Source organism: Pantoea sp. X-Soil-ISGK-355, assembly GCF_059730805.1.
This window is the reverse complement of record NZ_AP035971.1, coordinates 521808-542604: the sequence shown is the minus strand read 5'-3', so window position 1 is coordinate 542604 and position 20797 is coordinate 521808. Positions and strand designations below refer to the sequence as shown.

General features: G+C 60.4%; 11 protein-coding genes. 3 read left to right on the top strand and 8 right to left on the bottom strand.

All coding sequences use genetic code 11. The features are described 5' to 3' along the window. Positions 1 to 73: 73 nt before the first annotated feature. From AC6I8J_RS02385 to AC6I8J_RS02360, 6 genes are all read right to left on the bottom strand, one after another. On the bottom strand, positions 74 to 1462 hold the full coding sequence (locus AC6I8J_RS02385; protein ID WP_497825044.1) for an efflux transporter outer membrane subunit: 1389 nt from the start codon (positions 1460 to 1462) through the stop codon (positions 74 to 76). Between the two features lie 3 nt (positions 1463 to 1465). Then, positions 1466 to 4567, bottom strand: coding sequence for an efflux RND transporter permease subunit (locus AC6I8J_RS02380; RefSeq protein ID WP_497825043.1), 3102 nt, complete (start codon positions 4565 to 4567; stop codon positions 1466 to 1468). Then, entirely contained in the window at positions 4564 to 7785 is a 3222-nt protein-coding gene (locus tag AC6I8J_RS02375; protein WP_497825042.1) for an efflux RND transporter permease subunit, read from the bottom strand. Before AC6I8J_RS02375 ends, AC6I8J_RS02380 begins: the two co-directional genes overlap by 4 nt. Further along, positions 7782 to 8990, bottom strand: coding sequence for an efflux RND transporter periplasmic adaptor subunit (locus tag AC6I8J_RS02370; protein ID WP_497825041.1), 1209 nt, complete (start codon positions 8988 to 8990; stop codon positions 7782 to 7784). Before AC6I8J_RS02370 ends, AC6I8J_RS02375 begins: the two co-directional genes overlap by 4 nt. 420 nt (positions 8991 to 9410) lie before the next feature. Beyond that, complete coding sequence (locus AC6I8J_RS02365; protein ID WP_161731872.1) at positions 9411 to 11150, bottom strand: penicillin-binding transpeptidase domain-containing protein; 1740 nt, start codon at positions 11148 to 11150, stop codon at positions 9411 to 9413. A gap of 279 nt (positions 11151 to 11429) precedes the next feature. Then, on the bottom strand, positions 11430 to 13703 hold the full coding sequence (locus tag AC6I8J_RS02360) for a molybdopterin guanine dinucleotide-containing S/N-oxide reductase (protein ID WP_161731870.1): 2274 nt from the start codon (positions 13701 to 13703) through the stop codon (positions 11430 to 11432). 192 nt (positions 13704 to 13895) lie between these two features. Here AC6I8J_RS02360 and galR point away from each other — a divergent pair, with 192 nt between their 5' ends. Continuing rightward, positions 13896 to 14897, top strand: coding sequence for an HTH-type transcriptional regulator GalR (gene galR, locus AC6I8J_RS02355; RefSeq protein WP_003851033.1), 1002 nt, complete (start codon positions 13896 to 13898; stop codon positions 14895 to 14897). Positions 14898 to 14930: 33 nt separating this feature from the next. On the opposite strand, the gene AC6I8J_RS02350 is transcribed toward galR, so the two are convergent. After that, complete coding sequence (locus AC6I8J_RS02350) at positions 14931 to 17303, bottom strand: beta-N-acetylhexosaminidase (protein WP_222924677.1); 2373 nt, start codon at positions 17301 to 17303, stop codon at positions 14931 to 14933. Between the two features lie 249 nt (positions 17304 to 17552). Here AC6I8J_RS02350 and nrdD point away from each other — a divergent pair, with 249 nt between their 5' ends. Beyond that, on the top strand, positions 17553 to 19691 hold the full coding sequence (nrdD, locus tag AC6I8J_RS02345) for an anaerobic ribonucleoside-triphosphate reductase (RefSeq protein ID WP_497825040.1): 2139 nt from the start codon (positions 17553 to 17555) through the stop codon (positions 19689 to 19691). Continuing rightward, positions 19688 to 20155, top strand: a complete 468-nt coding sequence (gene nrdG, locus AC6I8J_RS02340; protein WP_161731864.1) for an anaerobic ribonucleoside-triphosphate reductase-activating protein — start codon at positions 19688 to 19690, stop codon at positions 20153 to 20155. The genes nrdD and nrdG overlap by 4 nt, the downstream gene beginning before the upstream one ends. Here the strand turns inward: nrdG and AC6I8J_RS02335 are convergent. Then, the gene (locus AC6I8J_RS02335) at positions 20147 to 20782 is read right to left on the bottom strand and encodes an NAD-dependent epimerase/dehydratase family protein (protein WP_161731862.1); all 636 of its coding nucleotides are present in this window, start codon (positions 20780 to 20782) and stop codon (positions 20147 to 20149) included. The two genes, nrdG and AC6I8J_RS02335, sit on opposite strands and share 9 nt — an antisense overlap. Positions 20783 to 20797: the final 15 nt, after the last annotated feature.

Genomic DNA, 20797 nt, shown 5'->3' with positions numbered 1-20797 from the left:
GTGAAAATTAGCCCCTCACGATGCAGGATTTGACGCGGTTCGACAACCGAATTATCGGCAATCTGACGCGGCTTCAGGGGGCCTGCCAGCTACCGCCGAGCGCGGCAATCAGTGCCACGCTGCTGACCCACTGCGTGCTCTGCAGCGTCAGCAAACTCTGCTGCGCACTCAGGCTGCTGTTCTCCGTGGTCGCGACATCCAGGTAGTTAATCATGCCCGCCTCATACTGCAGACGCGTCACCCGCGCCGAGGTCTGTGCTGCATCGGTGGCGCGCTGCTGTGCGGCGATTTCGCCCTGCAGCGTGTTCAGCTCCACCAGCTTATCTTCCACTTCCTGCATCGCGGACAGCACCGTCTGACGATAGGTTGCGACGCTGGCATCCCAGCCTGCCCGCGCCTGATCGACTTTGGCAGAGGTCGCGCCCGCGTCAAGCAGCGTGCCGCTCAGCTCCGGCCCCAGCGACCAGACGCGATTCGGCAGCGAGAACAGCGAATGCAGCACGGAAGCGCTGACGCCCCCGCTGGCGCTGAGGGTCAGGTCGGGATAGTAACCGGCCACCGCCACGCCCACCGCAGCATTGGCCGCAGCCATGTTACGTTCGGCGTACGCAATGTCGGGACGGCGCTGCAATAGCTCGCCCGGCAGGGCCGCCGGAATGGCGGGCAGCGTGGCGGTCAGCGGCGCGGCGGCGAGACTGAAGTCGGCGGGGGCTTTGCCGACCAGCAGCGCAATGGCATGTTCCATCTGCGCGCGCTGCCACTGGTAATCCTGCGCCGAGGCGCTGGCACTCTCCAGCTGCAGCTGCGCCTGAGCCAGCGTGGCACGCGACGCGGTCCCCGCCTGATACTGGCTGTTAATGACGTTCAGGTAGCGCTGATAAGCGTCAACGCTCTGCTGATAGCGCGCGATTTTCTGATCCATGATGCGCAGCTGGAAATAGTCCTGCGCCAGTTCAGACTGGGCGCTCAGGGTGATATTGGCCAGTTCCGCCGCGCTGGCCGAGGCGCTGGCGCGGTTCTCCTCCAGCGTGCGTCGCAGTTTTCCCCACAGATCAGGCTCCCAGCTGGCACTCAGCTCCGCCTGATGGCTGCTGCTGGTGGTGCGAACGCTGCTGTCAGTCGCGTGGCTGCCGCTGCGTGTCGCGCTGCCGTCATAGCCCAGCGAGGGAAACAGCGCCGCGCGTGACTCACTCGCCAGCGCCTGTGCCTGCCGGTACTGCGCGGCATAATTCGCCACGTTCAGGTTCGAGATGCTCACCTGGTTCAGCAGCCCGCTCAGGGTGGCATCGTGATAAACCGCCCACCATTCGCCTTTGCTTTGCGCATCAAGCGGCGTCGCCTGCTGCCAGCCTCTGGCCTCTTTATAGTGGACCGGCATCACCATCGCGGGACGCTGATAGTCGGGACCGACGCTACAGCCGCCCAGCAGCAGCATCACAACAAAGGGGATAAGCGGTTTCATGGATCAGGATTCCGTAGGGCGCAGACGACGCCATTGACGTTGAGTGGCACGGCCCAGACGATCGAGCCAAAGATAAACAACCGGTGTGGTAAACAGTGTCAGCAGCTGGCTGAGCGCCAGTCCGCCCGCAATAGCGATGCCCAGCGGGCTGCGCAGATCGGCATCACCGCCGCTGCCCAGCGCCAGCGGCAACGCGCCGAAAAAGGCGGCCAGCGTGGTCATCATGATGGGCCGGAAGCGCATCAGGCACGCCTGGGTGATCGCCTGCTGTGGCGACATGCCCTGCTGCCGTTCCGCGTCGATGGCGAAATCGATCATCATGATGGCGTTCTTTTTCACGATACCAATCAGCAGGATGATGCCAATCAGCGCGATCACCGTGAGCTGCGTGTTGGTCAGCAGCAGCAGTAACAGCGCGCCGACGCCCGCAGACGGCAGCGTTGAGAGAATGGTCAGCGGATGGATGTAGCTCTCGTAGAGCACGCCGAGCACGAGATAGACCGCCGCCAGCGCCGCCAGAATCAGCCACGGCATGGTGGCGGTCAACTGGGAAAAGGCGGCGGCAGTACCGGCAAAACCGGCATGAAGGGTCGACGGCAGGCCCAGCTTCGCCATCGCCTGTTTAATCAGCAACTGCGCCTGCTCCAGCGAAACGCCCTCATTGAGGTTGAATGCTACGGTACTGGTCGCCGACTGGCCCTGATGCGCCACCGACAGCGGTGCATTGCCGCCGCTGAAGCGGGCAAAGGCGGAAAGCGGCACGCGGTCACCGCTGTCGTTAATCACATAGAGCTGCTGCAGCGTCTCCGGATTCGCGGTGTCACTGTCCTGCAGCGACATCACCACATGATACTGATTCAGGGTGTGATAGAGCGTGGCGATCTGCCGCTGACTGAACGCATTGTTCAGCAGCGTATCGAGCATCTTCACATTGACGCCCAGCCGGGTCGCGCGGTCGCGGTCGATGGTCAGCGCCACCTCCTGCCCGCCGGTCTGCGAGTCGGAGTCTACGCTGTTGAGCCCGGGGATCGCCGCCAGCGCCGCCTGCACTTTCGGCGTCCAGATCCGCAGCAGATCAAGATCGTCTGCCTGCAGGCTGTACTGATACGTGGCGTTAGCGCTGCGTCCGCCAATGTGCAGATCCTGCGCCGCCATCAGGAACATCTGCGCCCCGGCGATGTGGCTGGTTTTACGCGTCAGCCGGTTGGCGACTTCGGTAGCCGTGGCATCGCGCTGGTCAAAATCTTTAAGTCGCACAAAGAAGTTGGCGCTGTTGCGGGAGCCAAACATCCCGCTGCCCATCGACGACATTACGCTATCGACCGCCGGGTCTTCCTGAATGATCTTCGTGAACATCAGCATTTTCGGCTTCATCGCCTGAAACGAAATGTTCTGATCGGCACGCAGCGCGCCCATCAGCAGCCCGGTGTCCTGATTCGGGAAAAAGCCCTTCTGCACCACGGTGAACAGAAAAACATTCAGCAGCACGGTCAGCAGCAGGCTGAGCAGCGTCAGTTTCTGATGGCGCATCACCCAGGCCAGCCCGCGCCCGTAGGCGGCCAGCAGGCGGTTCAGCTGGTTTTCAATCAACTGATAAAGCGGATGCGGCCGCTGACTGACGGGCGGCTTTGGTTTCAGCAGGCGCGCGCAGAGCATTGGCGTCAGGCTGAGTGAGACAAACAGCGAGATCAGCAGCGACACGGTGAGCGTGACAGCAAATTCGCGGAACAGCCGCCCGACAATGCTGCCCATCAGCAGGATCGGGATGAACACCGCGATCAGCGATACGGTCATCGACAGCACGGTGAAGCTCACCTCCTGCGCCCCGCGCAGCGCTGCCCGCAGCGGGCTGAGTCCGCGCTCAATGTGACGGGTGATGTTCTCCAGCACCACAATCGCATCATCCACCACGAAGCCGGTAGAGATAATCAGCGCCATCAGCGACAGGTTATCCAGACTGTAACCCAGCAGGTACATCACCGCACAGGTCCCGATCAGCGACACCGGCAGCGCCAGGGCCGGAATGATCACCGCCTGCAGATTGCGCAGGAAAACAAACACCACCGCAATGACCAGCAGCACCGCGATCAGCAGCGTCTCTTCGGTGTCATACAGCGAGGCGCGCACGCCCGGTGAGCGGTCAACCACCACCTTCAGCTGGCTGTCAGCGGGCAGACTCTTTTCCAGCAGCGGCAACTGCGCTTTTATTGCGTCGATGGTTTCGAGCATATTGGCGCCCGCCTGACGTTTAATGCCGATCATTACCGCAGGCGTAGCATTCAGGAATCCCGCCTGATAGCGATCTTCCACCGAGTCATAGACCGTGGCGACGTCGCGCAGCCGCACCGCCTTGCCCTGCTGATAAGTGATGATCAGATCGCGGTAGCTGGCGGCCTTCTCAAGCTGGCCGTTGCTGTCCACCAGCCACGACTGGTCACTGCCCTGTAAGATCCCTTTGGGCAGATTGGTGGTGCTGTCGGCGACGGCGGCACGCACCGTCTCCAGCGAGATGCCGTAGTGGGTCAGCTTCAGCGGCTGCAGATCAATCCGCACCGCGGGTAAGGCGCTGCCCATCAGCGACACTTCACCGACGCCCTGTACCTGCCCCATCGCCTGTTCGATTTTGCTCTCCGCCAGATCGTAAAGCTCGCCGGGCGTGCGGGTAGCAGAGGTCAGCGCCAGCATCACAATCGGCGCATCTGACGGGTTGGCTTTGCGATAAGTCGGCAGCGAGGCCATTGCGCTGGGCAGCAGGCTGCGCGCCGCGTTAATCGCCGCCTGCACGTCGCGCGCCGCGCCGTTGATATCGCGGTCCAGCTCAAACTGCAGAATAATACTGCTGGAGCCCTGCGAACTGCTGGAAGTCATCTCGCTGATACCGGCAATCTGCCCGAGCGAACGCTCCAGCGGGGTCGCGACGGTAGCCGCCATGGTCTCCGGGCTGGCCCCCGCCAGGCTGGCGCTGACCATGATGGTCGGAAAATCGACCTGCGGCAGCGGTGCCACCGGCAGCAGCCGGTAACCCAGCGCGCCGGGCAGCAGGATCGCCAGCGTCAGCAGCAGCGTCGCCACCGGACGAAAGATAAACAGCCGGGTCAGATTCATTGCCCGCTCCGCGCCTGCTGCTGACGGCGTTTCACCCAGGCACTGCCGCGCTGCGCCAGCCCGTCAAACCAGAGGTAGATGACCGGCGTGGAGAAGAGCGTCAGCACCTGACTGACAATCAGCCCGCCGACAATTACCAGCCCCAGCGGCTGTCGCAGCTCGGCACCCGAGCCGGAGGCGAGCATCAGCGGCAGTGCGCCGAGCAGTGCCGCCATCGTCGTCATCAGAATCGGGCGGAAGCGCAGCAGGCAGGCCTGATGAATCGCCTCACGTGCGCTGAGGTGCTGCTGATGTTCCGCCTCCAGCGCGAAGTCGATCATCATAATGGCGTTCTTTTTCACGATGCCGATCAGCAGGATGACGCCAATCAGCGCAATCAGGCTGAACTCCGTGCCCGCCAGCAACAGCGTCAGTAGCGCACCCACCGCCGCCGACGGCAGCGTAGAGAGAATCGTGACCGGATGGATAAAGCTTTCGTAGAGAATGCCGAGCACCACATACATGGTGATCAGCGCCGCCAGAATCAGCCACAGCGTGTTGCCGGTGGCGCTCTGGAATGCCGACGTTTCGCCCTGATAGCGCAGCGTGGTGCTCTCCGGCAGCTGCAGCTGCTGCCGCACGTCGGCAATTGCCCGCTGTCCATCCTCCAGCGAGTAGCCTGGATTCAGGTTGAAGGAGATCATCACCGCCGGGAACTGATTCAGCCGCATGTGCATCAGCGAACCGGTGCGCTGGTGGATAGTGGCGATAGAGGTAAGTTTGACCATGCCGCTGCTGGCAGAGCGGGTGTCAGAGGCTGAAGTGGACGTCGATGAAGACGAAGATGTTGACGAAGACGTTGACGCTGATGAAGTCGTGCTGGTGGATGATGACGCCGAACTGCTGCTACCGGACGATTGCAGCCAGACATCATCAAACGACGCCGGACCCTGCCGGAAGGCCGGCGCCACTTCCAGCACCACCCGATACTGATTCGACTGGGTAAAAATCGTCGAGACCAGCCGCTGACCAAAGGCGTTATAGAGCGCGGTGTCCACGTCCGATGCGGTAATGCCGAAGCGCGCCGCTTTGTCCCGGTTCAGCTCCACGTAAGAGACGCGCCCCTGATCCTGCAGGTTACTCACCACGCCATTAAACTCGGGCCGCTGCTGCAATGCCGCCACCAGTTTCGGCGACGTGCGGACCAGATTTTCACTGTCGGCGTCGTCAAGGGTGAACTGATACTGACTCGGCGACACCTGGTCGTTGACGGTGAGATCCTGCGCCAGTTGCAGATAGAGCCGGATACCCGGCACATCGCTGGTCGCCTGGTTCAGCTGGCTGATCACCTCGCTGGCGCTGAGATCGCGGGTGCCAGACGGCTTGAGGTTGATCTGCAGCCGTCCGCTGTTGAGGCTGCTGTTAGTGCCGTCGATGCCGATGGTCGATGAGACGCTCTCCACCGCCGGATTTTTCAGGATCAGCGCGGAGAGCGCCTGCTGCCGCGTCGCCATTGTTTTAAACGAGACATCCTGGGAGGCGACGGTAATGCCCTGAATCAGCCCGGTATCCTGGGTCGGGAAGAAGCCTTTCGGCACCATCATGTAGAGCAGCGCCGTCAGTCCGAAGGTTGCCAGCGCCACCAGCAGCGTCAGTTTCTGATGGTTCAGCACCACGGTCAGCAGCCGGTCATAGCCGCGCACCAGCCGGTCGAACATCTCGCCGCCCTTGCGGGCAAAGGTTGACTGCTGCTCTGGCGGAATGTGCCGCAGCAGATACGCGCACAGCATCGGGGTCAGCGTCAGCGACACCCCCATCGACACCAGGATCGCCACCGCCAGCGTAATCGCGAACTCCCGGAAGAGTCGCCCGACCACATCGCCCATAAACAGCAGCGGAATCAGCACCGCAATCAGCGAAAAGGTCAGCGAGATAATGGTGAAGCCAATCTGCCGGGAGCCTTTCAGCGCCGCCTCCATCGGTGTCTCGCCCTGCTCCAGCCGCCGGGAAATGTTCTCCACCACCACGATAGCGTCATCGATAACAAAACCGGTGGCGATGGTCAGCGCCATCAGCGACAGGTTATTCAGGCTGAAGCCCGCCAAATACATCACGCCAAAGGTGCCAACCAGCGACAGCGGCACCGCCACACTCGGGATCAGCGTGGCGGCCACGTTGCGCAGGAACAGAAAGGTTACCATCACCACCAGCGCAATCGACAGCATCAGCTCAAATTGCACGTCGCTGATTGAGGCGCGAATGGTCTGGGTGCGGTCGGAGAGAATCGTCATCTTCACCCCGTCCGGCAGCGCCGCCTGCAGTGCAGGAAGCTGCGCCTTGATGTTGTCCACCACCTGAATCACGTTTGCGCCGGGCTGACGCTGCACGCTGATGACAATCGCGGGCTGGTTATTGGCCCATGCGGACTGGAAGCTGTTCTCCGGGCCCTGTTCGATGTGGGCGATATCTTTCAGGCGCAGCGCCGCGCCATTCTCATAGCTGAGGATCAGGTTGCCGTACTCGGTTGCGGTGCGCAGCTGGTCGTTGGCGTCGATGGTCACCGAATGATATTTACCGTCAAAGCCGCCTTTGGCGCCATTGACGTTGCTGTTGCCAATCAGCGTATTTACCGCCTCCAGCGTCAGGTGATGCGCCGCCAGCGCCAGAGGATTCATCTGCACCCGAATCGCCGGCTGATGCCCGCCCGCCAGCGTCACCATGCCGACGCCGGAGATCTGCGACAGCTTCAGCGCCACCTGGGTGTTAACCAGATCCTGCACCTCGGTCAGCGGCAGCGTGCCGGAGCTGGCCGCCAGCGTCACCACCGCGCTGTCCGCCGGATTGACCTTTTTGTACGTCGGCGGATTAGGCAGATCGTCGGGCAGCAGGTTATTTGCCGCATTGATCGCCGCCTGCACCTCCTGCTCGGCGACATCCAGCGACAGATCGAGGCTGAACTTCAGGGTTATGATCGACGAGCCGCTGGCGCTGGTGGAGCTCATCTGGCTCAGCCCCGCCATCTGCCCTAACTGGCGCTCCAGCGGTGAGGTGACCGACGACGCCATCACATCCGGGCTGGCACCCGGATAGAGCGTGGTGACCTGAATGGTCGGATAGTCGACCTGCGGCAGCGCCGAGGTCGACAGGAATTTCCAGGCAAAAATCCCGGAGATCAGCACGCCGGCCATCAGCAGGATGGTGGCGACAGGACGCAGAATAAACAGGCGAGACGGGTTCATTTCGACACAGCACCGGCAGCGGGCGTCTCATCCGCCAGCGTGACTTTGCTGCCGCTGGTCAGACGTTCGATCCCTTCCGTTACCAGCCGATCGCCCGGTGCAACGCCGCTGAGGATCGCCTGCTGATCGTCGCCGAAAGCCGGGCCGGTGGTGACCGCTTTACGCGTGACGGTATGATCTTTGTTGATCACAAAGACAAAGCTGCCGTCGCTGCTCAGCTGCAGCGCCTGCGCCGGGATCACCGTCGCGCCTTTCAGCACCCGGGTCTGCAGCCGCAGATTCACAAACTGGTTAGCAAACAGCGACTCATCCTGGTTGGCAAACACCGCTTTCAGCGCCACGGTGCCGGTGGCGGTGTCGATCTGGTTGCTGATGAACTTCACTTCGCCGCTGGCGAGCGGATGCTGGTTGTCCTGATCAAACAGCGTGGCGGGCAGGCTCTGCCCCTGATGCAGCACGCTGACCAGCGCGGGGATGTCGCTTTGTGGCACGCTAAAGGTCACGGCGGCGGGCTGCATCTGCGTGATGGTCACCAGACCGGTGCTGCTGGAGCTCTGCACCATGTTGCCGGGATCGACCTGACGCAGACCGACGCGCCCACTGATCGGGGCGGTGATCCGGGCATATTCAATGCTCAGCTTTGCACTGGCGATCTGCGCCTGATCGGCGGCGACCGCGCCGCGATACTGCCCGACGGTGGCAATCTGCGTGTCCAGATCCTGGCGCGCCAGCGCATCCTGCGCCGCCAGTTTGCGGTAGCGCGCCAGCGTCAGCTCGGCACTTTTCAGCAGCGCCTGGTTCTCGCTGAGTTCAGCCTGATACTGGTTCAGCGTCGCCTGATAGCTGCGCGGATCGATTTGCGCCAGCAGTTGACCGGCACTGACCTTCTGTCCTTCGGTGAAGAAAACCTGCTCCAGCTGGCCGTCAACGCGGCTGGTCACCGTCACGCTGGCGTTGGGGATCACCGTGCCGAGCGCATTAAGCCATACTGGCACATCCGCCGTGCTGGCAACCCCGCTGTGAACCAGCGTTGCACTGCCGCCCATCATGCCAGGCAAACCCGGTCTGCCCGGCGGCATTCCGTCACCCGGCCCGTGCCCCGAAGAGAGCAGACGCCAGATAACGCCCGCGACAATCGCCGCCACCAGCAACAGAAGCAGCCATTTAAGCCCAAAGGAACGCGCGGGGCGAGAAAGGTGAGTCATCGTCGAACTCTTCAGATAAGCAGAAAAAGAAATCCCGGAACGTGCGGAATGCGGCAGTGAGCGGCAGCGAGCAAAAAACCGCCAGGCTTCACGGCGGCCATTATCAGTGAAAGGCGACGCGCCTTTCTATTGGCAAACTGTCAGGGTTTCGTTAAGAACGATGTTGATTTAGCGGGAGTTTTTACAGCGGTAACGGCAGGCTCAGGCAAGCAGACAAAAAAAACCCACGCATCTGCGTGGGTCGGTGTAATAACAGGGTCTCACTGCCGAAGCAGTGTTGTTTTCACACCCATTAATACCTCTGGGACTGCTATCCTCGCACTGATTGACCGCGCGGAGACAGCGGGAAAACGCAACCGAATTCGGGGAAGTGCAACGAGGTGTGAATATTCCTCACGCCTCGCTTACACTCTGATTTAACTAAGATTTATCCGAAGGGCTGGCCGTGGGTTTAGTGTAGATGGCATCCGGTGCAACGTTCATGTGTTTCAGTACCGGCCCCATGATATTGCCGAACACCGGCGCAGCAACCGAACCACCGAAGTGATCGCCCGCCGTCGGATGGTTGATCATCACCACCAGCGCCACTTCAGGATGACTGGCGGGCGCAATACCGGCGGTGTAGTTGACGTAGCCGCCATCATACTTGCCGCTGGTACCCATCTTTTCCGCCGTACCGGTTTTGGTTGCCAGACGGTAGCCCGGTACCGCAGCTTTCAGTCCGGTTCCGCCCGGCAGGACGTCGCTCTCCAGCATATGCACCACCTCTTTCACCGTTTCCGGATTGGCGACCTGGCGTCCCATGACCGGCGGCGTGACGCGGGTGATCGACAGCGGACGGTAAACGCCATAAGAGCCGAGCGTGGCGTATTCGCGGGCAATCTGCAGCGGCGTGACGCGCAGACCATAGCCAAAGGAGAAGGTAGCCCGCTCGATATCCGCCCAGCGGGCGCGGTGCAGCGGGAAGTAGCCGACGCTTTCGCCGGTCAACCCTAATCCGGTCGGTTTGCCCAGGCCAAACGCATGATAGGTATTCACCAGCGCCTCCGCGGGCATCGCCAGCGCCAGATGAGAGACGCCGATGTCGCTCGATTTTTGCAGAATGCCGGTCATGGTCAGGCGCGGCCAGTGGCCGACGTCGCGGATCAGGTGGCCGTTAACGCTGTAAGGCGTGGTGTCGATCACCGAGTCCGGACGCACCAGATGGCGCTCCAGCGCTTCCATTACGACTAACGGCTTAACGGTCGATCCCGGTTCGTAGCTGTCATTGATGGCCGAGTTACGCATCTGCGCCGGGGTGGCCCCTTCATAGTTGTTGGGGTTGAACGACGGATAGGAGGCCATCGCCAGAATCTCGCCGGTGTCGATTTTCACCAGCACGGCCGCACCCGAGTCCGCTTTGTTGATCAGTACGCCGTCGCGCAGTTTGCTGTAGAGCGTGTACTGGTCATATTTGTCGATGCTGAGCTGCACCGTGGGCGGCTGCGTCGGCGGCTGGTAGTTGATCATCGCGATGATATTGCCCGCCGCATCCTGACGATAGACCTCTTTGCCCGGCTCGCCCTGCAAGACTTTATCGAAGCCTTTTTCCAGCCCGTTCAGGCCGACATTATCCGCGCCAACGATACCGATCAGCGGCGCAGAGGCTTCGCTCATCGGATAGAAACGGCTGTCGTCATAAACTTCACTGATGCCTTTCAGCTTCAGCTCTTTAATGTCTTTGGCGATGCCCAGTTCGACTTTACGTCCCAGATAGAGGAAACGACGTTTCGGGTTGGCGGTGATCTGCGCCGCCAGCTCTTCGGGACGGGTGTTGAGCGCGGCCGCAAGATAGGCCCATTTGGCACTGGTAAAATCAGGGTTGCTCTCCAGCACGCGCAGTGGATCGGCAATCACATCGCGCGATGGCACGCTGAGCGCCAGCGCTTCGCCGTTACGATCCAGCAGGGTGCCGCGACTGGTGGGCAGCGTGACGGTTCGCAGCGATCGCTGATCCGCTTCGTGCTCCAGCATCGGCTGATTCAGGAACTGCAGGTCCGCGACGCGCGCCAGCAGCACCACCAGACAGGTTGTGACACCCAGACAGATCAGTCGAAAACGAAAAGGGTTGAATGGCGCTTTTATCTGGTCTTTTCCCAGTAGTTTTTTAATCCGGGGCATGGCATTCCGCTGCGCAAAATAAAGAGAAAGGGGCTGGTGCCAGCAGTTATAAAGAAAGCGCTGGCCGTATAACAGGAAAACTGTGTATCAGTTCGTTATTGGCAACGGATTTTTGGCAAAAAAAAACCTGCGCATCTGCGCAGGTTGGTGTAATCAAGAAAATCTATTGATGTTCACCCATCAATACCTCTGGGACCCTGAATGTAGCAAAGGGAATTGATCGGCTGCCATCGCCTAAACGCAACAGTTACCCGCAAAATGTAACCAGCCATGAGAACCTTACGCTATTGTGCAATCCTGATGTTTTTTGATTTCCACCAGGCAACTCATGGCGTTTGGCCCCTGCGTCAGCGACGACGTACCAATATCGAGCGTCAGCACGTTGGGGTTACCGGCGCGATCAAAAGGCTGCCACGCCCTGCCAAAGCCAGGGTCAAACCACGCACCGGTAGCGATAATCACCACGCCCTGCGTCACGCCCTCGGTGATCTGCACACCCGCCAGCATCACACCACGTGCGTTGCTCACCTCAATCTCATCGCCCTCCACCAGTCCGCGCGCAGCTGCATCCACTGGATGCATGTAAAGCGTTTCATGTCCGGCCGTTTTATTGTCCTGCACCGTGTCGGTGGCATCCAGCTGGCTGTGTAACCGGTCGGAAGGCTGAATGGAGATCATGTGCAGCGGATAGTCGCGGCTGACTGGGGAACCAAGCCACTCCTGTGGTTCACGCCACTCCGGATGACCGGCGAAGTCGTCCAGCTGGTAGTCCGCAATGGTCTGACTGAACAGCTCGATTTTGCCGCTGGCGGTTTTGATTGGATTGGCCTGCGGATCGGCACGGAAATCCTCCATAAACTGATAAGGCTTGCCACCTTCCGGAATTTCCACAAAGCCGCGCTGCCAGAATTCATCAAACTCTGGGAAATCGATGCCTTTGCGCTGATGCGCGGTCGCACACTGCTGATAAAGATGCGCAATCCACTGCATCTCATTGCGCCCTTCGGTAAAGGTGTCGCGATAGCCGAGTCGCTCTGCTAAGTCGGCAAAAATATCGAAGTCGTTGCGCGCCTGATGCTGCGGCTTAATCGCCTGATGCATGGCCAGCACAAAGCGGTCACGTGAGGAGCCGCCGATGTCATTACGCTCCAGCGTGGTCGTCGCAGGCAGCACGATGTCCGCCATCTGCGCCGCTGGCGTCCAGACGATATCCTGCACCACCACCGTATCGGGCCGTTGCCAGCCCTCTACCAGCCGGTTCAGCTGCTGATGATGGTGGAAAGGATTGCCGCCCGCCCAGTGCACCATGTGGATATCGGGATAGTGCAGCGTTTCGCCCTGGAAGCTATATGGCTGGCCGGGATTGAGCAGCATATCGCTGATGCGCGCCACCGGAATCGACAACCCTGACGGATTGGGGCCGGTGCTCATCATCGGGGCAGGCCCCTCCTGACGGGGATTGCCGACGCTGTTCATTGAACCATGACCGAAAGAGAACCCCGCGCCCGGCAGGCCAGGCTGACCGAGCATTGAGGAGAGCGCAATCATCATCCAGTAAGGCTGCTCGCCGCGATGGGCGCGTTGCACGGAATAGGAGCAGGTAATAAAGCTGCGCTTGCCGGTCAGTTGCTGCGCCAGCTGCACGATGCGATCAGCCGGGATGCCGGTGATACGGCTGGCCCAGCCAGCGGTTTTCGCTACGCCGTCGGTTTCGCCCAGCAGATAGGCGCGCAGCTGCGGCCAGCCGGTGCAGTGGCTGGCGAGAAACGCCTCGTCAACCGCGCCGTGCTGGGTGATCTCATGCCCCAGCGCCAGCATCAGTGCCACGTCGGTATTGGGGCGAATCGGGATCCACTCGGCGTTCACAAATTCCGGGCAGTCATCGCGCATCGGGCTGATGTTGATGACCGGCGTGCCTTTGGCCGCCAGCTGCATCAGCGCCGGTTTCAGGCTGTGCTGCCCTGCGCCACCTGAGGCGACCTGGGCGTTTTTCAGCGCCAGCCCGCCAAAGGCGACAAAAATTTCGGCATGTTCCACTACCTGCGGCCACTCGGTGACGCGCCCGGTCAGCGGCATATAGGTGCCGATCACATAGGGCAGGAAGAACTGCGCCGCGCCCCAGCTGTAGTTACCCTGCTGATCGACGCCGCCGCCGCCCTGAAAGTAGAAACGACGCACCAGCGTGCGGGCGTGATTGACGCGACCGGCCGATGACCAGCCGTAGGAGCCGTTGAAAATGCCCGACGCACCATAGCGTTCGCGGACGCGGCGATTCTCTTCCGCCACCAGGTCCAGCGCGGTTTCCCAGTCGACGGCGACAAAATCTTCCCGGCCCCGCAGCGTGCGGTCGCTCTTTTCGCGTGACTTCAGCCACGAGCGACGCACCATCGGCTGGCGAATGCGTTTGTCTGAGTAGACCAGCTCAGGAATGGTGTGGATCATCGGTGACGGATCGGCATCAGCGAAGAAAGGTTCGCAGCCAATCAGACGATCGTTTTCAGTGACGGCGGTAAACGCGCCCCAGTGCGCCAGATGTGGCACTTTGGTTTTCATCGTTGTTTTTTTCACGGTAGCCAGGTGGGGAACTGAGCATAACATGGGGCAACGTCTCAGCAGAAGATGTGCAGCAGCGGTCGTTTTTGCCCCTTTTTGCGACGACGCTGGCATTCTGTCGGGTTGATGTGTCCGCCCTTTTCCGTAACACTGATGCGATGTGTAAACGTTTTCCCCAAAGCAGGTCAACGCATGGCTACCATAAAGGATGTTGCGCGACTGGCGGGCGTTTCTGTCGCCACAGTCTCCCGTGTAATCAATAATTCTCCCAAAGCCAGCGACAGCTCCCGACAGGCCGTAGGCCAGGCGATGGAGCAGCTTCAGTATCACCCGAATGCCAACGCACGCGCGCTGGCGCAGCAATCGACCGAAACGCTCGGCCTGATTGTCGGTGACGTCTCCGATCCCTTTTTTGGCGCAATGGTGAAAGCCGTGGATGAGGTGGCAGGCGACACCGGTAACTTTTTGCTGATTGGTAACGGTTACCATAATGAGCAAAAAGAGCGGCAGGCGATTGAACAGCTGATGCGTCACCGCTGCGCGGCGCTGGTGGTGCACGCCAAGAAAATTCCCGACGCAGAACTGGAAGTGCTGATGAAGCAGGTGCCGGGTATGGTGCTGCTGAACCGCCTGATCAAAGGCTTTGAAAAGCGCTGTATTGCACTCGACGATCGCTACGGCGCCTGGCTGGCAACCCGTCATCTGATCCAGCTCGGCCATCAGAATATCGCCTTTATCTGCTCGACCCACACCATCTCCGATGCCGAAGATCGCCTGCAGGGTTACTATGATGCGCTGAAAGAGCACGGTCTGCCGTGCAGCGATCGGCTGGTGACCTGGGGCGAACCGGACGAAGTGGGCGGTGAGCAGGCGATGACAGAACTGCTGGGACGCGGCAGAAATTTCACCGCCGTCGCCTGCTACAACGACTCGATGGCGGCGGGCGCGCTGGCGGTGCTGAGCGATAACGGCGTCCGCGTGCCGGAAGAGATGTCGCTGATCGGCTTCGATGATGTGCTGGTGTCGCGCTATGTGCGACCACGCCTTACGACGGTCCGCTATCCGATTGTCACGATGGCGCAGCAGGCCGCTCAGCTGGCCCTGGCGCTGGCCAACGATCTGCCGCTGCCGGAAGTGACTCACATGTTCAGCCCGACGCTGGTGCGCCGTCATTCGGTCAGCGGCCCGGCCTGACGCAACGGAGGCCGGTTCAGCCGGCCACAGTACTTACTGAAAGGCGTGCAGCAGCGTCTCCAGCGGCCTGACCAGCGCTATCACCGTTTCATCCTGCACCTCTGCGGCGGCATCCAGTGTCGCCTGCATCTCCGCCACTTCACTGGCACCAAACGCCTGATTACGGACGTAAGCATTCACCAGCGCGAGGCCCATGGCGCTCAGCACCTCAACCTGCTGCACGCTGTGTGCCAGCGGCTTCAGCGTCGCGCTGCCGTTGACGATCGGCATCACCGCAGTCGTGTTGGCCTGCCAGCGCTGCAGCGGCGCGCGCACTGCGGAGGCGGCAGCCGGATTATTACGATTGGCGATTAATACGGCGACCTGTTGCTCCAGCTGGCGCACTGCCTCACTCTCTGCGGGCAGCACATCGGCCAGCCGGTTTAATGGCTCCTGATAGTTGTAATGCCCCGCCTGAAACTTCAGGTGCTGACGCGTGTAATACTGCGCCGGTTCCAGTACTTCGGCCAGCACTCGCAGCGGGGCGATATCGTGTCCGCTGGCCAGCCGCATCATCTGCTGCTCCGTCTGCGCATGTTGCAGCGTTCCCACGGACACCGTGCTCCAGCGATCCATCGCCGCCAGCCGTGAATACATCGAATCCATGTTCGTGACGTTTTCTGCCGACCATAACCGCTCGGCCACCACAAAGGCGCGCGGCCACAGTTTAGTATCAATGATCTGGCTGTTGATGTTTTCAGCCCACAGCGCCGCCTCGCCACCCAGCAGATTTTGCTGTACCTGTTCTGGCGTGGGCAGCACGGGTGCGATGCCCGCAGGCGGCTGCATCAGACGCTGACCGCTGGCGGGATAACGTACGTTGCCTACCCGCACATAGCCTTTGAGAGACTGCTGTTGCAGCGTGACCACCGGCTGGAACGGCCCCATCCAGCTATCCACCGTGAACTGCACCTGTTGCGTCGAGAGCCAGTTGATGTCGCTGATCATCCGCCGGGCTTTGCCGTCGAAGTCGATAAAACCGCGCCAGCCCTGCGCGCCCTGAATCAGCGTAAAGCTGCCCTTCACCGGGCTGCCTTTCAGCCGTGGCATCGTGAATGACCAGCTCTGCGCCTGGTCGTCGGGCCGCAGACGGTCCTGACCGTTCAGCCCGCGTGGCGTGACCTCGTTGCGATAGTGATAGCTGGCAGGCTGGGGCTGATCGAGGTAGAAACCGGTGGAGAGGATGCCGCGATAATTTTCTTTTGCCAGCGCACTCAGCGCATCCTGGCCCTGCCAGGACTGGATCAGAATGCTGCGTGGCAGATCGGGATGAGCGATCTCATCCCAGCCCACCATCTGACGCTGATGGGCTTCGAGGATCTTCTCCACCCGCTGATTGAAGTACGCCTGCAGCGCATGCGCGTCTTTCAGATCGTGCTCGCGCATAAACTGCTGAATCACGGGTGAGTTTTTCCACTGCGTGGGATCGACTTCATCGCCGCCGATGTGCAGCCAGGGATCGGGAAAGATCGCCGCCATCTCTCCCACCAGCGTATCGATCACCTGATAAACCTGTTCATTAGCGGGATCAAGCAGCGGTTTAAAGACGCCCCAGCCGCGCTCCATCTGAAAGGGACCCGCTGCGCTGATCAGTTCCGGCATCGCCACCGCCAGCGCGGAGGCATGTCCTGGCATATCCAGCTCGGGCACCACACGCACCCCACGGTCGGTGGCATATTTCACGATTTCCCGCATCTGCTGCTGGCTGTAATAGTTGCCATCGCTGGCTTTCTGCTGCAGCTGGGGATAGTGGCTGGAGGCGAAGCGCCAGCCCTGATCGTCGGTGAGATGCCAGTGAAAGACGTTCATTCGTGCGGCGGCGATGCCGTCGATCTGACGCTTAAGCGTTTCTACCGGCATAAAGTGGCGTGCCGTGTCGATCAGCACACCGCGCCACGGAAAGCGCGGATGATCGTGAATGGTGACGTAAGGAATCGTCGTGCCCTGCTCACCGTTTTGTATCAGCTGCAGCAGGGTTTCCATGCCGCGCATCGCACCAAAACGGTTGGGTGCGGTTAATCGCACGCCATCGCCATTGACCTGCAACTGATAGCGCTCATCACTGTCGGGCAGCGGCAGTGGATCGACTGCCTTTGCAATCATGATGCGGATAGTCGGTGCAGCTACCGGCTGCGTGGCGGGCAATAGCGGCCAGCCGGTCTGATCGCTGATGCGCGCCAGCCAGCGTGCTTCGGCCCCCGCCAGATGATCGCCTGAGATTTGCAGCGTCAACTGCGGCGTCAGGGTAAGCGCACCGCCACTGGCGGGCTGCTCCACCTGTTGCGGCCAGGGCATTAGCGGCAGCGGATTGGCTATGACGATCGGGCTAAAAACAGCGAGCAGGAGCAGAGTACGGGGTAACCACATTGGCGGGCATCCTTGTAACGTCAACGGTTTGACAGGGCAGAACGTTGATTAAAGTTGCTGCACGCCGATTCGCCAGTGAATCCCGCAGGAAACCTGAACCATCACCCGATTTTTTACATTCGTCGGAATTTTCTGCCGGGTTGAGTCTTCCTTGCTTCAGGTCAAATCCTTGCGCAATAATTCACAGCAATCACTACATGTAGAGAATAGAATCCACCCAACCCCCATATGTAGTTAACGGAGAGAGGAATGGCGACGGTGGTAATCAAGCGCGATGGATGCCGGACAGGCTTTGATGCGCAGCGTATTGAGCAGGCTGTTGTGGCCGCGGCACGGGCAGCAGATGTCGACGATGCGGCCTGGTGCGCGCAGGTCGCTGAGCGCGTTGCCCTGCGGCTGGCCGATCGTCCGGAAGTGGCTATCCGCGAGATTCAGTGTGCGGTAGAAGAGACGCTGATGGCGGGTCCTTATCCACAACTGGCGCGCGCCTACATTGAGTATCGCCACGATCGCGATGTCGCCCGCGATCGTCAGAGCCAGTTACATCACGCCATTCGCGGTCTGGTCGATCAGACCAACGCGGCGCTGCTGAACGAAAATGCCAATAAAGACAGCAAAGTGATCCCGACGCAGCGCGATCTGCTGGCCGGGATCGTGGCAAAGCACTACGCACAGCAGCAGATCCTGCCGCGCGACATCGTTCTGGCGCATGAGCGCGGCGAGATCCACTATCACGATCTCGACTATTCACCCTTCTTCCCGATGTTCAACTGCATGCTGATCGATCTGAAGGGCATGCTGACCAACGGTTTTAAGATGGGCAATGCTGAGATCGAGCCACCTAAATCGATCGCCACCGCCACTGCTGTGACGGCGCAGATTATCGCCCAGGTCGCCAGCCACATTTACGGCGGCACCACCATTAACCGCATTGATGAAGTACTGGCCCCGTTTGTTGAGCAGAGCTATACCCGGCATCTGGCGATCGCCGAACAGTGGCAAATCCCGCAGGCAGAGCAGTATGCGCGCCAGCGCACAGATAAAGAGTGCTATGACGCCTTTCAGTCGCTGGAGTATGAGGTGAATACCCTGCACACCGCCAACGGCCAGACGCCGTTTGTCACCTTTGGTTTTGGTCTGGGGACTGACTGGGCGGCACGGCTGATCCAGCAGTCGATTCTGCGTAACCGGCTGGCGGGGCTGGGCAAGAATCGCAAAACCGCGGTGTTCCCTAAACTGGTCTTCAGCATTCGTGAAGGCGTCAACCGCCGGGCGGGCGATGTTAATTACGACATCAAGCAGCTGGCGCTGGAGTGTGCCAGCAAGCGGATGTATCCCGACATTCTCAATTACGACCAGGTGGTGAAAGTCACCGGCTCGTTCAAAACCCCAATGGGCTGCCGTAGTTTCCTTGGCGTTTATGAAGAGAACGGCGAGCAGATTCATGAGGGTCGCAACAATATCGGGGTGATCAGCCTGAACCTGCCACGCATCGCACTGGAAGCGGGCGGTGATGAAGCGCGTTTCTGGACGCTGCTCGATGCCCGCCTGCTGCTGGCTAAGCGGGCGCTGATGACGCGTGTGGCACGGCTGGAGAAGACCAAAGCGCGCGTTGCGCCCATCCTCTATATGGAAGGGGCCTGCGGCGTCCGGCTGAATGCCGATGATGAGGTAGGACCTATTTTCCGTAATGGTCGTGCGTCGCTGTCGCTGGGCTATATCGGCCTGCATGAAACCCTGAATGCGCTCAGCGGCGGTCATCAGCATCCTTACGATGATGCGGCGCTGCGCGCCAAAGGCGTAGAGATCATTGCGTACATGCGCGCCGCCACCGATTGCTGGAAAGCGGAAACAGGCTACGGCTTCAGCCTTTACAGCACGCCAAGTGAGAATCTGTGTGACCGTTTCTGCCGTCTTGATGCCGCGCAGTTTGGTCTGGTGCCGGGCGTCACAGACAAGGGCTACTACACCAACAGCTTCCATCTCGACGTTGAGAAGAAGGTGAATCCTTACGACAAAATCGACTTTGAAGCGCCCTATCCGCCGCTGGCGAATGGCGGATTCATCTGTTACGGCGAATACCCGAATGTGCAGCACAATCTCAAAGCGCTGGAAGATGTCTGGGATTACAGCTACGACCGCGTGCCCTATTACGGTACCAATACGCCGATTGATGAGTGCTACGAGTGCGGCTTCAACGGCGAGTTCACCTGTACCAGCCGTGGCTTTACCTGTCCGAACTGTGGCAATCACGATCCGGCGCGCGTCTCTGTTACACGGCGGGTCTGTGGCTATCTTGGCAGCCCGGATGCACGACCTTTCAACGCCGGTAAGCAGCAGGAAGTGCAGCGTCGCGTTAAGCATCTGGCCGAAGGACCGCTGGGATGATGCATATTCATCGTTACTACGATGTGGATATCGTGAATGGACCCGGCACCCGCTGCACGCTGTTTGTTGCTGGTTGCGAACATCAGTGTCGCGGCTGCTACAACCAGAGCACCTGGCGTATTGATTCCGGCGTGCCCTTTACGCTGGCGATGGAGGAGCAACTACTGGCGGATCTGCAGGACACACGCATTCCGCGCCAGGGCTTGTCGCTGAGCGGTGGCGATCCACTTCATCCGCATAACGTGCCGCACATTCGCCGTCTGGTGAAACGGGTGCGACAGATATGCCCCGGTAAAGACATCTGGCTCTGGACCGGCTACCGGATGCAGGAGCTGAATGCGGCACAGCGCGCCGTGCTGGACTATCTCGACGTGCTGATCGATGGCCGCTTTGTCGAAGAGGAGAAAGATGCCACGCTGCAATGGCGCGGCAGCCGTAATCAGATCGTCTGGCAGTTACGCTGAATGACGTGGGATGTCGCCCGACTCAATGATGTTGACGCTTTCACCACCCGGCGCGAACGCCTGCTGATGCAGACAACGCGCCACGTCGCGTGCGTGAACCGCCCGCCAGTTGCCCGGCAGCAGCGAAAACAGCGGTCCCGCCAGGCTTTCGCCCTGACGTTTCTGCGCGCGATCCCCCAGCAGCAGTGAAGGTCGCACCAGCGTCAGGCGCGGCCAGCCCTGATGGCGCAACGCATTCTCCATTTCGCCTTTGACGCGATTGTACAAAAACGGTGAGTAACGGCTGGCACCGTGCGCGCTGACGACCAGCATCTGCTTCGCGCCCAGGCGTAATCCGCATAATCCGCTGTCCACGACCAGGGTGTAATCGACGTGGATGAATGCCTGTTTGCTGCCCGCCTGCCTGCGCGTCGTTCCCAGGCAGCAGAACACCGTATCCAGCGAACTTTCCAGCGGCCCGAGCACATCCGTCAGATCGGCTTCTACCGGATTCACCACTTTATGCATCGCAGGCAGTGGCCGGCGGGTGGGCGCGATGATTTCGTCAATGCGGGGATCCTCAATCAGTAAGCGCAGCAGATGCGACCCGACTAAGCCAGTGGCACCGGTCAGTAATACGCGATTCATCTCAGATTCGTCCTT